The following is a 12849-nucleotide window of genomic DNA, read 5'->3' as shown; positions in this document are numbered from 1 at the left end:
CTGAATATTGTTTGAGCTTCTGCCCTTTAAACGCCATAAAAATGCACCCCTTAGATTTTATCGGAATAACCAGGGGGGGTTTCCAATGTCTATTCTAAGGGGTGCACTTCAATTCGGCGACGGGGCTGTTCATTTTGGCGTAAAATTCCCGAACTACAGTTCCAGGCTCTCTCCCGGCAGCAGCGGGCACCCCTCGATGCCCTCCGATTTCAAGCGACGGCTGAATTCGCCGGCATCCTGGGCGATGGCCGGGAAGGTATTGTAATGTATCGGCAGAACTTTGTCGGCCCGCAGCCACTTGGCTGCAAGCAGCGCGTCGTCGGGGCCCATCGTCAGCATATCTCCGATCGGCAGCGCCGCGAGATCAATATTATGACGCTCGCCGATCAGCCGCATATCGCTGAACAGCGACGTATCCCCTGCATGATAGAATGTCCGTCCGCCCATATCCAGCACAATACCCGCCGGTTCCCCCGCATAGATCCAGCTGTCCCCTTCCGTTATGGACGAAGAGTGCAGCGCCTGCGTGTACTTCAGGGTGAAATCGCGGTAGGTGCAGCCTCCCCCGATGTTCATCGGCATGACTTCAGCCCCCTTCTTCCGGCAGTACTGCGCCAGCTCGAAGGGCGCGAAGATCGGGCATTCGTTGGCAAGAGCGATTTCCACCGCATCTCCCAGATGATCGGAATGGCCATGCGTCAGCAGAACCGCGCTCACCTTGACGGCATCCGGAGCGATGCCCGACTTGGGATTACCCGAGAGAAACGGATCGATAATCACGGCGCTCTCGCCGCTCTCCGCCAGCACAGCCGAATGGCCGTAATACGTCACTTTCAACATTTTAAGAATCCTCCTCCGAAGGGCGCAGGATAGTTACTCTAATCCATTAACCGTTTTGGCAGGTTCTCCTATCTGTAAAAAGAATGATTGCCGATGGTCACGGCAAACTTGCGCGTGTGGTGAACCGTCAGATCCTGGGCCAGCCGAAGCGACAGAAAATAATAGGTGTCGTCGGTAACTGCCTTGACGCCGCTGAGCGCCTCATTCACGGCGCGGATGCTGTCGGCGTTGGGCTTGACACGCTGAAGACGCCCGTTCTGCACCGGGCTGAATTGGCTCTTCTGATAGATCACATCTCTAATGGTATCGGGAAAATTGGCTGACCGCAGCCGGTTTAGGACAACATTGGCGACTGCCACTTTGCCTATGTACGGTTCGCCCTCTGCTTCCGCCATCACAATTCGCTGAAGGAGAAGCAGATCCTCGCGAGAAACGCTGTAGCTCTCGGTTGCCCGGTCTTTCTGATCCGGGGTCAGCAGCTCGGTTCTCGTGAAGTATAAGATAGTGGGGGTATTGGCCTGGACGGCCGTCTTGGACTTCTGCGCGGCTTGTCTGGCGGCTGCCTGTGCCTTAGCCTTGGCCTGCCGCTGCGCCTGCGCGATTGCGGCCTGGGCCGCCTGTTCCTTCTTGTCCCGGTCACTCTTCCACTGGTCCAGCACCTCTGCCGCCGGGCGGGTCTCCCATATTCGGGTTCCCGAGGTCTGAGCGGGCAGCAGCGACAATTCGCTTAGCTGCCGATCCCGTCCCGGCTGACTGGCTCGGATGCCGCCCGGCGATTCCGTCATGGCCGCAGGCGCCGCGGATACCGGCTTCGCCTCCGCCCGGCCCCCCTGAAGCCGGTTCATCGTGACGCGGTCCCCGTATTCCCCGCCTCTTACGCGCGGCTGAAACAGAATTATGGAAGAAAAACACACCAGAATAACGCCGACAAGCAGCGCTACCCAGCGGTTTTGTCTAAATATAAGCATGATATTCCTCCCCGATTTTCGACACATTCCTATTCTATGTAACCGAAAAGGGGAGGTTTGAAAACTTCAACCGTTTATTTGGAAGTATTTAATGAAAATTCAGCAATCGTTTCATACATCGGAACAGCCCCCATCCGCGTAGCCAGCAGCACCATCCGGTCCGCCTCCCACAAGCCGCCCTCTTCGTCCAGGACGCGCTCGACCGCTGTGCGAAGCTGTTCCAAAGCCTGTCTGTCCTCCGGGCCTCCGCGAAATTTCCGCGCCAAGGTGACATGCGGACTGTACGCCCGCTCCTCTGCGCGGAACCCGAGCGGTCCGGTGGCGGCGGTAACCGCCCGCTGAAGCCCGGCCAGGCGGTCCCGTTCCCCCTCGACGCCGGCCCAGAGCACCCGGGGCGCCTCCGGCCTTCCGAAAGAGCCGGTCCCGGCCAGCCGCAGCCGGAACGGAGCCGACTGAAGGGCGGCCCGCTCCAAGGCGCGGGTAAGCCCCGGCACGGCAGCGGTCTCGGTGTCTCCCAGGAACTGGAGCGTGATATGATAATCCTCCGGGTAAGGCCAGCTTGCGAACAACGAACGGGCCGGACCGAAGCGGCAGACCGCGCCCAGCGGCTCCAAAAGCCGCTCCGGCAGACGGATGGCGGTGAACAATCGCATTTTCTCCATCACATTTCACCTTTCTTTCGCAATTTGCTATCCTAGGATGGATAGAGAAGCACCCGGAGAGGAGAATCCCCATGTCCAGATTGATCGTAAGCCTGCACGCCCTCAACGAGAAGCAAAAATCCCTAATCCTCGAGGCTGCGCCCGGTTACCGGCTCGAAGAGACCCGCGCCGATTCGCCCGACCCTGCGCTTCTGGCGCAAGCGGAGATTCTGATCGGCTGGGGCAAAGGCATTGCCGGCCATGTGCTCGCGGAAGGAACGCCCCTCCGCTGGGTGCAGTCCTGGTCGGCAGGCATCGACCGGATGCCGCTGGATCGCCTGCGGGAACGGGGCGTCTTCCTGACCAATGCCAGCGGCGTGCATGCCGAGCCGATCGCCTCGGTGATTATCGGCTTTATGCTGCTCTTTGTCCGCGATTTCCATACGGCGGTCCGCAATCAGGAACGCCGGCTGTGGCAATCGTCCGGCGCCGAGAGCGAGTTGACGGGCAAGACGGCCGTCATTGCCGGAACCGGCCGCATCGGGGCCGAGACCGCGCGGCTCGCCAAGGCGTTCCGCATGAAGACCGTCGGCATCCGCAGCAAGGCCGAGCCGGTTCCCGGATTCGACGAGATCCGGACCACCGGACAGCTGCGCGAAGCGGCCGCGGAGGCCGACTTTGTGATCAATACCCTGCCGCTCACCGACCGCACCCGCGGTCTGTTCGACGCTTCCGTCTTCTCCGCCTTCAAGCCGGGCGCTTACTATATCAGCATCGGCCGCGGCGGCACCACGGTAACGGACGATCTGATCGCGGCTCTTCACAGCCGACGGCTCGCCGGAGCCGGACTGGACGTGTTCGAGCAGGAGCCGCTGCCGGCGGACCATCCGCTCTGGGCCATGGAGCAGGTGGTCATAACCCCGCACAGCGCAGGCAATACGGACCGGTATGCCGACCGGATGGCCGATATTTTTGCCGGGAATTTAAAAGCTTATGCCGCCACAGGAACGCCGGACCTCAATCTCGTCGATTACGAACGCCAATATTGAGCCGGCGGCAGCAATCCCGTCCCGGCTCCCGGCCGCCGCTTAGCGGCAGATCCAGATGAACCGGGTCAGGCTGCTCTTGGATACGGCGCAGCTCTCTTCTACTCGGAAGCCCGCCTGTCCGATCTCCCGCTCAAGCGGCTGTGTGGAGACGATTACCGCCCGGCCGGTCAGCCGGCGCAGCGCCCGCAGCATCTCCAGCGCTTCCTCCGGCGGCAGCACGGAGCACAGATTATAGGGCATGTCCAGAACGGCCGCATCGTACGTCCCCTCCAGACTGCGCATATCCGCCAGCCGGACGGCATCTTCGGGGTAGCCGAAGTGCCGGAGGTTGCCGCGGGCTCCGCGGACAGCCAGCGGGTTCAGATCGCAGCCCGACATCCGGACGCCCATGCTAAAGCCTTCAATCAGCACGTTGCCCATTCCGCAGCAGGGGTCGATGACCCTCTTCTGCTCCGGATCGGGGACGGCCAGATTGACCAGCGAGCGGGACAGCCCGACTCCAAGACCGGTGGAGTACGGATGCGGCTTGATGCGCCGCGCCTGCCAGCTCCGGTCGGCTTCCCGGTACGGGCCGAAGGCATAGACCCCGCCGCGCCGCACAATGCCGTAGACCTGCCCGGGCGAGCGCAGATCGGCTCGGCCCCGGATACAGCGGCCTACCCGGCGCTCCAGTTCCAGCCGTTCCTCGTAGCTGCCTTCGCTTTCTCTGGGGCAGCTTACCCGGAACGATGTTTCGCCCGGCGGAAGCTCGGCCGCGAAGCGGCAGATGTCCTCGACCGAGCCGGAGGCCGACCACACTTCCATGACGCCGGACAGATACGGGCTTCGGCCGGGGTCCACCGCGGCTGCGGAGGACCGGATGCCCGCCGAACCGCGGTCCGCATTGCCCCCGCTGCCTTCTTCCCCTTCCTCTCCAAGCAGAACCTTCAGCTCCAGCCGGCAGAGTTCGCTCTCGGTCTCATGGCTGCGGTAGAAATAATAATAAATCGGTTCCAATGGGTTCATCGCATTGCAAGTTCCTCTCCTCCGCCGTGAATGCTAATCGAGATCGTAGATCGAGCCGACCTTCAGGCCGAACAGCTCGTTGTAGATTTTCTCGGCGAACGCGTCGGTCATTCCGGCAATATAATCAATCACCATATGCTCCCAGGTCCAGATCGGCCGAGCCTGCTTCTGGTCCTTCTCGAACCGCTGCAGCCAGTCGGTCGGGATGATCGCCTTGGAGGCGACCGGGTCCAGGAATGCGCTCCACAGTCGCCGGATAATCCATTCGCTGCGCTTCTGCAGCCGCTGAACCCGCAGATCGCGGATCATGGTGACCCAGGCAAAGCTCTTCAGCACGCTTACCGTGCGAAGCAGATCCTCATCCTCGGCCCCGTCCTTGACAAAAGTAACCTTCTTCCAATCCCCGTCGGAGATTACGCCGAGACTGGCCACGAAGGTGCTGACCCAATATCCTTTGACTTCGCGCCGGGTGCGCGAATAGTCGTTCTCGCAGACCGGCATCTTCTCCTTCCAGACGCGGAGGAACTCGGTCAGCACCGCTTCCGCCTTGCGCCGGATCTGTTCGTCGCTCCACCCTTCCCAGAAGAAATCCTCCAGCGTCAGCACCTTCTCGACAATCAGGCGCAGCGTGTAAGGGTCCTGAAGAAAATACTCATGGACCTCAATCTTGCCTGCCTTAATGCCGTCTTCGAGATCATGGGCGGAATAGGCGATATCGTCGCACAGGTCCATCAATTGGGCCTCCAGCGTTTTTTTGCCGTCCGGAATCCCCCACGCTCCCCGAATCTGCGAGATGTATTCCCACTCGTGCAGGTACATGCCTTTCTTCAGCACCGTTCCGGGGAACGGGTATTTGTTGATCCCCAGCAGAACGGCATCGGACAGATTGAGTCCGTCGAAATTCTCCCGTTTCTCCAGGAACATAATCAGCCGGAAGTTATGGGCATTGCCCTCAAAATGCTCGTATTTGGTCTTCATGCGCGCGCGGATCGCTTCCAGACGCACCGGGTCCGCCCCCGTCTGCGCCGCTTCCTGCAGCGTCTTCTCCTCAATCAGCTTCTCCAGAATGCTGTCCAGCACCTCTTCGCCCTTGTGGCCGAACGGCGGATGGCCGAAATCATGGGCGATGGCCGCGCATTCCACAACCTCGGGGTCGATCACAAGTCCGGGATTGTCGGCTTGTCCGGTCTCGACCTCCGGGTAAGCGCGCAGCAGGCTCTTCGCCGCTTCCCGCGCAATCTGGGCCACCTCCAGCGAATGGGTCAGCCGGGTGCGGTAATAATCGCCGGTGCCCGCGCCGAACACCTGGGACTTGCCCTGAAGACGGCGGAAGGTCGGCGAGTGAATCAGCCGGGAATAGTCCCGCTCATAGACGGCACGCGAAGTTTCCAGCCGGGCAGCTTCCGGGTATTGCCGGTGCTCCCGCTCCTGAAATCTGGTCATTTGAAGCCACCCCCTGATCGGTCTGTTCGTTATAGTAATTCATTATAAGGGATTTTCGGTCAAAGTTTCATCCTCTATACAGGCGGAGGTTCTTCAATTGCAGCCCCCGGTTAAATCGGGTAGTCTTATAAGAGGATGCACTGCCGCCAAGGAGGCTGATGAACCGTGCCCGAAGAGGTTTCCTATACAACCGAAGAGGTCGCCAAGCTGCTGAAGATCTCCAAGCTGAAGGTATATGATCTGATCAAAAAGGGCGAGCTTCCCTCGTACCGGGTCGGCAAGCAAATGCGCGTGGACGCTTCGGATCTCGAGCTGTACAAACGCCGCTCCCGGGAAGGCGGCGCTCCGCCGCCGCTTCCGCTCCCGCAGGCGCCTTCCGCCGGGCAGGGCTTGCCGCCCTGGCAGCAGGCTCCGGGAACGAACCGCGCCGGCCTGCGCGATATCGTCATCACCGGCCAGGATATGAGCCTCGACATTCTGGCCCAGCATCTCGAACGGTCCTCGCCCTCGATGCGTCCGCTGCGCTCCTACGCAGGCAGTCTCGACAGCCTGATCTCGATGTACCGGGGAGAGTCCGACATTGTCAGCACCCATCTGCTGGACGGAGATACGGGGGCCTACAACCTGCCTTATGTACGCCGGCTGCTCGTAGGTCTTCCCTTCCTGATAGTCCGACTGCTGACCCGGAGCGCGGGCCTGTACGTCGCCAAGGGCAATCCGAAGGGAATAACCGGGTGGGAGGATCTTGCCCGGAGCGGATATGTGCTCGTCAACCGCGAGCGCGGCTCCGGCGCCCGCGTTCTGCTGGACGAGCAGCTCCGGCTGCTCGGCCTCTCCTCCCGCGGAATCGAAGGCTACCGCACCGAAGAGACGAGCCATCTGGCAGTCGCAGCCAAGGTGGCGCGCGGAGAGGCGGATATCGGCGTCGGCACCCTGAAGGCCGCGAAGATCGTCGAGGGCGTCGATTTCATTCCGCTTATTGAAGAAGAGGTGGATCTCGTGATGATCAGGAGCGAGGAGAATGAAGGCTGGATTCAATCGGTTCTCGGCATCCTTCGGTCTCCCGCCTTCCGGCGGGAGCTGAGCGCTATCCACGGCTGCGATACCAGGAAGGCCGGCACCATCCTCTATGAAGCGGAATACCGGCAGGACCGGAGCGCAAGCGCCGAATGATCCGTCTCGCCGTCCACAGCAAAGGCCGCCCCTGCCGGGACGGCCTTTCTGCATAGCGGTCAACCGCCGCAGCCCTCGGATGGCCCGCCGGGCCTACCGGGTCCGGTTCGCCGCCAGCAGCATGAGGAAGGAGAGCAGCAGCACCGCCCCCACCCAGAGCCAGGCCATGGCCATGCTGCCTCCGTCCACGGCGGTGTAGATCGCGGCGGGAAGCGTCTGCGTCCGGTGCGGAATATTGCCGGCTATCATAATGGTCGCCCCGAACTCGCCCAGTCCCCGGGCAAACCCCAGCATATAGCCGGTTGAGAGCGACCGGCTCGCCAGCGGCAGCGTGACATAGCGCAGCACCTGCCACTCCCCGGCTCCCTGGGCCCGGGCGGCGTCTTCCAGATCACGGTCCACTTCCTCGAACCCCGCCTTCACCGTCCGGTACGCCAGCGGAAAAGCGACCACGACCGCTGCGATCACCGCCGCGCCCCAGGTGAACAGAATCGGCTGGCCCGTCCACTGCTCGTAGAGACGCCCGAACCGGCTCTGCCGGCCAAGTGCCACCAGGAGAATGAACCCGACTACTGTAGGCGGCAGGACCAGAGGCAGCAGCAGCAGCGTCTCGATCACGGTTCTTCCCGGGAACCTGCGGTGCGCCATTACCCTGGCCGCCGCGGCGGCCAGCACAAAGACAATCACCGAAGCGGGGATGGCTACCTTGACGGATATCCAGACAGGCGCCAGAAATTCGCTCCAGTCGATATTCATCGCTCCACCTGGCACCGTCAAGGCAGCTGAAACCCGAAGGAGACGAACACATCCCGGGCAGGCTTGGATTGCAGATAGGCGTAGAATGCCTTCGCCTCTTCCGCATGCCGGGTTCCCTTGACGATTCCGAGCGGATAACGAATGGATTGCCGGTCCGGAAGACTAACGGCAAGCGCAATTTTCACTTTGGAAGAGCCTGCCGCATCGGTCTTGTAGACAAAGCCGGCATCCACGCTGCCCGTCTCTACATAAGAGAGCACCTGACGGACATCCTTGGCGAAGATCAGCTTGTTCTGAATCGGCTTCCAGATTCCCTTCGATTCCAAAGACTGTCTGGCGTACTGCCCGGCCGGAACCGATTCAGGCTGCCCGATGGCAATCCGCTTGAAGCCTTCTTCTTCCAGCTGCCGGATCGTGTTCAGGCTTCCCGTTCCCGAATGGGCCGGGACAACGACGACAAGCTGATTCTTCAGCACATCCGTCCGGGTCTCCACCAGACCGCCCTTCACCAGCGCTTCCATCTGCTTGTCGCCGGCCGAGAAGAATAGATCGGCCGGCGCGCCCTGCTCGATCTGCTTCTGCAGCGTTCCGGAAGCGCCATAATTGAATACCAGATCGATGTCCGGATGAAGCTTCTCGTACCGGCTCTCGATCTTCTCCAGGCTGCCTTGCAGACTCGCTGCGGCGGATACAAGCAGCTCCGTCTTTCGGGCCGCCTCCGCCTCGCCGCCGGACGTCAGCATCCGTGCCGCTGCTGTCAGCAGCAGGGCTGCCGCGAGCGCCGCGCCAGTCAGCTTCATGCTCTTTCCCATTTCCCATCCCCTCCGGACTCTATTTATGGTTTGGTATGATTTAGAAGCCATTCTATCACGCATAAATCCGATTTTTCTATAGATATCATTATATTTGCATCTATTTCATGATATTTGGTTCGCTGCCCAATTACGCTGGATGCAGGCACAAAAAAAGGCTGCGCTTTATTTATAAAGCGACAGCCATACCTCCAGTTGGTGCTTCATTAATTCCCGGTAATAATAGGGTTCCATAATTTCGGCTTCCTCTTTGAACTGGCTAATCCAGTTGAAGAAAGCATTCGACCGCTCCGGCTCGACTTCAAAATGAATCATTCGGGATTCATTGTCGCTTCGCACCGGACGGAACGGTTCCGCATCGGCCTCGAGCCGCTTCCATAATCCCGGCGTTGCCCTGATTCGGAAGGCGAGACGCAGGCTGTCAGGCTCCAGCGACCATTTCTCCCGGATAAATGCATCCAGATTGAAAGGCTCGGGCGTGAATTCCCGGCTCAGAATACGGACCTGGGACAGCTGCTGAATCGGGTAACTGCCCACGCTCCCTTCCGGGCGGGCGCGGCCGATCAGATGAAACTGCCCTTCCAGATACACAACGAAGTACGGCTCCAGTTCGAAGAAGGCTTCTTCGGCGGCCGCCTCGGAATATTCCGCCCGGATGCTTCTTCGCTTCAAAGCAGCCGTAAGCACAGCCATCAGGGCGGGCGGAAGAACTTCCTGGACCGAAAGGCCCCGTTCTCCCGAGAGCAGCGGCCCCCCCTCCTTGCGGTTCTCCGTCCGCTCTTCCCGGTCTGCGCGATACTTGTAGCCCGCGGCCAGCACCTTCTCGTAGGCGCTCTCAAAACTGTCCGGGATATACGGCTTGATGGCATCCAGATTCTCGCTGAACTGCGAGAACGCAGCGGCTTCTTCCACCGACCAGTCCAGCGGGTACAGAGCAAAGTTGCCGATAAAGGTGTATCCTTTCCCATGCCCCAAATGGGTGATCGGAATATGCATGGCGCTCAGGGCGTCCATATCCCGATAAATCGTTCTTTCGCTGGTGCCGCACCGCTCGGCAAGTTCCCGCGCCAGGATGCCAGGCTTCGCCTGAACGAGTGTAATGATGCGCATCAGACGAATCAGTCTGTCCGTCATTCTCAATCTCCTTGCATCTAGTAAAATAGACTTATAATCCTGTTGTAAATGAACAGAGAATACGAAACCATCTGGTGAAGGCAGAAGATCAACTAGATCTATTGTACTATTTTACCATAAGAAAAGCGTGTCTTTTTGCCCCTCATATTAATAACTTGTGAATATAGTCCTATTCGCGAACATTCTGTTCTCTTCAGACGCATTCCAGCCTCCGTTCCCATGCTGCCCGTTCGTGTTCCGGCTGCGGCAGCATGGCCCGCGTCTGGCCCTGCCGGTACAGCCACTCCGCTTCCTGCAGCAGCGTATTGTCTCCGGAACGAACCGCCATAAGCAGCAGCCGGTCTCCCTGCCTGCGGATTTGCTCGATCCTCTTGTCATAGGGCAGCAGACAGTCCGGAGACAGAAATTCTTCCAGCAGCCGCCGGACCCGGAGAAGTTCGGTCTGCTTCTCTACATAGAAAGACCCCGGCTCCGATAGAACGCCGGTATGGACGCTGTGCTGAACCTTCAACCGGTGCACGGGCAGCTCCCGCATTCGGCTTCCGGCCGGGTGCCGGTACCGCCACTGAAGCCAGACGGCTTCGCGGTCGCCGGCCGGCATCCCCTCCAGTTCAAGCTCCACGGCCAGTTGTTTCTGCTTGCCCGCTTGCAGCGAACCGAACTCGTAGCGGAGCAAGGGAGCGTTTTCATCTGTCTCACAGCGTCCGCCTATGCTGTCGATCAGACGCACATGCGGCTCCAGCCAGACATCCAGTTCAATTCCTTTCGCCGCAGTACGGTGCTTCTCTTCCGCGTTCGGTGCCGGGTGCGTGCTGTTAATCTCTATCAGAAGCGTAAGCCGGCCGGCTCTTCCCGAGAACAGCGCATCGTGGCTCCAGGTATAGACCGGTTGAATGCTGGCCTGCATACGTCCACCTCTTTCTTGGTAAGGGACACGGGTTCGGGAAAAGTTATTCCGCAACTTCCTGTCTCTTCTATTAATATACCAATATTGGCGGACAACTCCTTGTCACGGAATGTATGTTCTCCTGTGAATATCGACATAAATCTGCAAATTCTTCTGTCGTGTCACATCCTGTATTATTCGGAGTGCACAGGTGTGGTAAATTATATAGGAGGAACTTAATGAATCAGAAGGACGGTGATTGGCATGAAGCCCAGAATCCGGGCAGCCTGTCAGGGTTTATCCGCCGCATTGATCCTGGCGGCGGTTCTTGTCTCGGCGCCGTCTGCCGCCAGCGCCAATTATTTTAACGACATTTATAAAGGGCTGGAGAAATTCTCCGAGCTTCCAAGCGATGTGAGCGAGCTTCAAGAGAGCTATAAGGAGACGATGAATGAACTGGGCGAGACGAAAGAAAGCCTGGATCAGACACGGTCCGAACTGAATGAAGCCCGGACGGAAATGGAAACCTACCGGAACCAGAACGCAGAGCTCCAGGAGCAGAACCGCCAGCTGACGGCCATGATCGGCGAACTTCGCGATGACCGGGCAGCGCGCGAGAACTATATTCACCGGCTCAAGGTAACGGTCTTTACGGGACTTGGACTGATTGCCGGCTATTTCATTCTGATCCGGCTTGTGCGCTTCGGCATGCGGGGCCGCTCCCGCCGGGGAGACCGCATCCGCTGATCTGCGGCGGGGCCAGAACAGGAACGGAGGCGCTCATGAGAGTTGAGATACAAGCCGAAAGCGCGGACGCCAGCGGACAGGCCCTGGCATTCACGCTGGAAGAGCAAGAGGAAATTCATGTGCTTCATCCCCAGCAGATTATTGCTTATCAGGGACCGTCGTCCGGGCGTTCGGACCGGTTCATGGATGTCAAAGGGATGTACCGGAAGCGCAAGCTGATCCGTGCGGACATGTCCGGACCCTGCCGGTTCACGGCAGCGCTCCCTCCCGGCTACCGGGTGAAGACCATTGAGCTTACAGGGGAAGAGGATCTGCTCTATGACTTCCGGCATCTCTTCTACTACAGCCGGGGAATTGAGATGCAGACCCGGGTGCTCAGCATGAAGAACATGCTCGTGACCCGGGATGTGGTCAAGGTCAAGTTCTCGGGCCGGGGCAGCATCGGCCTGCTGACGGAAGGAACGGTCTGCGAGGCGGTTCTTGATCCCGACGAGCCGCTCTATGTCGATGCCGGGAGTGTCATTGCCTATCCGGAGAACGCCAGGCTGGAGCTGACGGTATACGGCAACCATCTGGCGAGCCAGCACATGAGCTACCATTGGAAAATGACCGGCCGCGGCTCCGTGCTCTTTCAGGCCGGACGCCAGAGCCGGAGGTTCGAGCGGGACAACGACGACGACGGCATTATCCGGCGTTTCCTGAGGGAAGCTCTTCCCTTCGGGGGAGTCTTCATTAAATAGCAAATAGCGGCAGGCTTCCTTGCTGCGGCAAGTCAAAAGGCGGCGGCTTCTTCAGATTTGAAGAAGCCGCCGCCTTTTAGGTATGCCGCTATAGGAAGCGGCAGGGCGAATCAGCCCAGATAAGCATTCAGCATCCATACATGCTTCTCGACGTTCGTCCGAATGCCGATCAGCAGATCTCCGGTCGGCTGGTCGCCGGACTCTTCCGCAAGTGCAATCAGCGTCTTCGCTTCTTCGGCAATCTGAGAGAAGTCCTTGATGAGCTGGGATACCATAGCGGCGGCATCTTCGCTTCCCTTGGCTTCTTCCAGGGTCGACAGTTCCAGATATTCCTTCATCGTCGAGGCCGGGCGGCCACCGATGGCCAACAGGCGCTCCGCCAGCTCGTCCACATAGCCTGCGGCTTCGTTGTAGTATTCCTCGAATTTCTCATGCAGGGTGAAGAAGTGGCTGCCTTTGACAAACCAGTGATAGTGATGCAGCTTGACGCCCAGCAGGCTCCAATTCGCGGTCTGGCGGTTCAACCCGGCGTGCAGTTCGGTCTGGCTCTTCAGTTCGGTACTCATTATAATTTCCTCCCAACTATTTAATTTAGACTTATTCTAAATATATATTTAATTTAGCATACTTCCGCCGCATTTACAATGCCGCGAAT

General features: G+C 59.3%; 14 protein-coding genes. 4 read left to right on the top strand and 10 right to left on the bottom strand.

The genetic code is table 11. The features are described from left to right. Positions 1-153: 153 nt before the first annotated feature. From RBI05_RS17390 to thpR, 3 genes are all read right to left on the bottom strand, one after another. On the bottom strand, positions 154-837 hold the full coding sequence (locus tag RBI05_RS17390) for a metal-dependent hydrolase (protein ID WP_310551979.1): 684 nt from the start codon (positions 835-837) through the stop codon (positions 154-156). Between the two features lie 71 nt (positions 838-908). Beyond that, positions 909-1808, bottom strand: coding sequence for a cell wall hydrolase (locus RBI05_RS17385; RefSeq protein ID WP_310551976.1), 900 nt, complete (start codon positions 1806-1808; stop codon positions 909-911). A gap of 74 nt (positions 1809-1882) precedes the next feature. Next, the gene (thpR, locus tag RBI05_RS17380) at positions 1883-2470 is read right to left on the bottom strand and encodes an RNA 2',3'-cyclic phosphodiesterase (RefSeq protein ID WP_310551975.1); all 588 of its coding nucleotides are present in this window, start codon (positions 2468-2470) and stop codon (positions 1883-1885) included. 71 nt (positions 2471-2541) lie between these two features. Here thpR and RBI05_RS17375 point away from each other — a divergent pair, with 71 nt between their 5' ends. Beyond that, positions 2542-3498, top strand: coding sequence for a D-2-hydroxyacid dehydrogenase (locus RBI05_RS17375; RefSeq protein WP_310551974.1), 957 nt, complete (start codon positions 2542-2544; stop codon positions 3496-3498). Positions 3499-3537: 39 nt separating this feature from the next. Here the strand turns inward: RBI05_RS17375 and RBI05_RS17370 are convergent, their stop codons facing one another. Together RBI05_RS17370 and RBI05_RS17365 are read right to left on the bottom strand one after the other, a co-directional pair. After that, positions 3538-4503, bottom strand: a complete 966-nt coding sequence (locus RBI05_RS17370; RefSeq protein WP_310551973.1) for a TRM11 family SAM-dependent methyltransferase — start codon at positions 4501-4503, stop codon at positions 3538-3540. Between the two features lie 33 nt (positions 4504-4536). Next, the gene (locus tag RBI05_RS17365; RefSeq protein ID WP_150457946.1) at positions 4537-5946 is read right to left on the bottom strand and encodes a deoxyguanosinetriphosphate triphosphohydrolase family protein; all 1410 of its coding nucleotides are present in this window, start codon (positions 5944-5946) and stop codon (positions 4537-4539) included. 165 nt (positions 5947-6111) lie between these two features. Between RBI05_RS17365 and RBI05_RS17360 the strand changes: the two genes are divergently transcribed. Beyond that, entirely contained in the window at positions 6112-7119 is a 1008-nt protein-coding gene (locus tag RBI05_RS17360; protein ID WP_310551972.1) for a helix-turn-helix transcriptional regulator, read from the top strand. 93 nt (positions 7120-7212) lie between these two features. On the opposite strand, the gene modB is transcribed toward RBI05_RS17360, so the two are convergent. From modB to RBI05_RS17340, 4 genes are all read right to left on the bottom strand, one after another. Further along, the gene (gene modB / locus RBI05_RS17355; protein WP_310551971.1) at positions 7213-7875 is read right to left on the bottom strand and encodes a molybdate ABC transporter permease subunit; all 663 of its coding nucleotides are present in this window, start codon (positions 7873-7875) and stop codon (positions 7213-7215) included. 17 nt (positions 7876-7892) lie between these two features. Next, the gene (gene modA, locus RBI05_RS17350; protein ID WP_310551970.1) at positions 7893-8687 is read right to left on the bottom strand and encodes a molybdate ABC transporter substrate-binding protein; all 795 of its coding nucleotides are present in this window, start codon (positions 8685-8687) and stop codon (positions 7893-7895) included. 165 nt (positions 8688-8852) lie between these two features. Then, the gene (locus RBI05_RS17345) at positions 8853-9821 is read right to left on the bottom strand and encodes a helix-turn-helix transcriptional regulator (protein WP_310551969.1); all 969 of its coding nucleotides are present in this window, start codon (positions 9819-9821) and stop codon (positions 8853-8855) included. A 193-nt stretch (positions 9822-10014) separates the two neighbouring features. Then, entirely contained in the window at positions 10015-10728 is a 714-nt protein-coding gene (locus RBI05_RS17340) for a hypothetical protein (RefSeq protein WP_310551968.1), read from the bottom strand. 243 nt (positions 10729-10971) lie between these two features. On the opposite strand from RBI05_RS17340, the gene RBI05_RS17335 reads away from it, so the two are divergent. Further along, positions 10972-11454: a coiled-coil domain-containing protein gene (locus tag RBI05_RS17335; protein WP_310551967.1), complete on the top strand. Its 483-nt coding sequence runs from the start codon at positions 10972-10974 to the stop codon at positions 11452-11454. A 35-nt stretch (positions 11455-11489) separates the two neighbouring features. Continuing rightward, on the top strand, positions 11490-12194 hold the full coding sequence (locus tag RBI05_RS17330) for an AIM24 family protein (RefSeq protein ID WP_150457939.1): 705 nt from the start codon (positions 11490-11492) through the stop codon (positions 12192-12194). A gap of 110 nt (positions 12195-12304) precedes the next feature. Here the strand turns inward: RBI05_RS17330 and RBI05_RS17325 are convergent, their stop codons facing one another. Continuing rightward, the gene (locus RBI05_RS17325) at positions 12305-12760 is read right to left on the bottom strand and encodes a Dps family protein (RefSeq protein WP_150458128.1); all 456 of its coding nucleotides are present in this window, start codon (positions 12758-12760) and stop codon (positions 12305-12307) included. Positions 12761-12849 lie beyond the last annotated feature (89 nt).

Origin of the sequence: Paenibacillus glufosinatiresistens, from assembly GCF_031470375.1 — a bacterium.
In the GTDB taxonomy this organism is placed as follows: domain Bacteria; phylum Bacillota; class Bacilli; order Paenibacillales; family Paenibacillaceae; genus Paenibacillus_AQ; species Paenibacillus_AQ glufosinatiresistens.
The sequence above is the reverse complement of the archived record's forward strand: the minus strand, read 5'-3'. Positions and strand labels throughout refer to the sequence as shown.

Coding starts and splice junctions, on each gene's coding strand:
- RBI05_RS17385 (WP_310551976.1), bottom strand. CDS start 1,808: ATGCTTATATTTAGACAAAACCGCTGGGTAGCGCTGCTTGTCGGCGTT.
- modB (WP_310551971.1), bottom strand. CDS start 7,875: ATGAATATCGACTGGAGCGAATTTCTGGCGCCTGTCTGGATATCCGTC.
- RBI05_RS17330 (WP_150457939.1), top strand. CDS start 11,490: ATGAGAGTTGAGATACAAGCCGAAAGCGCGGACGCCAGCGGACAGGCC.
- RBI05_RS17375 (WP_310551974.1), top strand. CDS start 2,542: ATGTCCAGATTGATCGTAAGCCTGCACGCCCTCAACGAGAAGCAAAAA.
- RBI05_RS17365 (WP_150457946.1), bottom strand. CDS start 5,946: ATGACCAGATTTCAGGAGCGGGAGCACCGGCAATACCCGGAAGCTGCC.
- RBI05_RS17325 (WP_150458128.1), bottom strand. CDS start 12,760: ATGAGTACCGAACTGAAGAGCCAGACCGAACTGCACGCCGGGTTGAAC.
- RBI05_RS17370 (WP_310551973.1), bottom strand. CDS start 4,503: ATGAACCCATTGGAACCGATTTATTATTATTTCTACCGCAGCCATGAG.
- RBI05_RS17340 (WP_310551968.1), bottom strand. CDS start 10,728: ATGCAGGCCAGCATTCAACCGGTCTATACCTGGAGCCACGATGCGCTG.
- modA (WP_310551970.1), bottom strand. CDS start 8,687: ATGGGAAAGAGCATGAAGCTGACTGGCGCGGCGCTCGCGGCAGCCCTG.
- RBI05_RS17335 (WP_310551967.1), top strand. CDS start 10,972: ATGAAGCCCAGAATCCGGGCAGCCTGTCAGGGTTTATCCGCCGCATTG.
- thpR (WP_310551975.1), bottom strand. CDS start 2,470: ATGGAGAAAATGCGATTGTTCACCGCCATCCGTCTGCCGGAGCGGCTT.
- RBI05_RS17345 (WP_310551969.1), bottom strand. CDS start 9,821: ATGACGGACAGACTGATTCGTCTGATGCGCATCATTACACTCGTTCAG.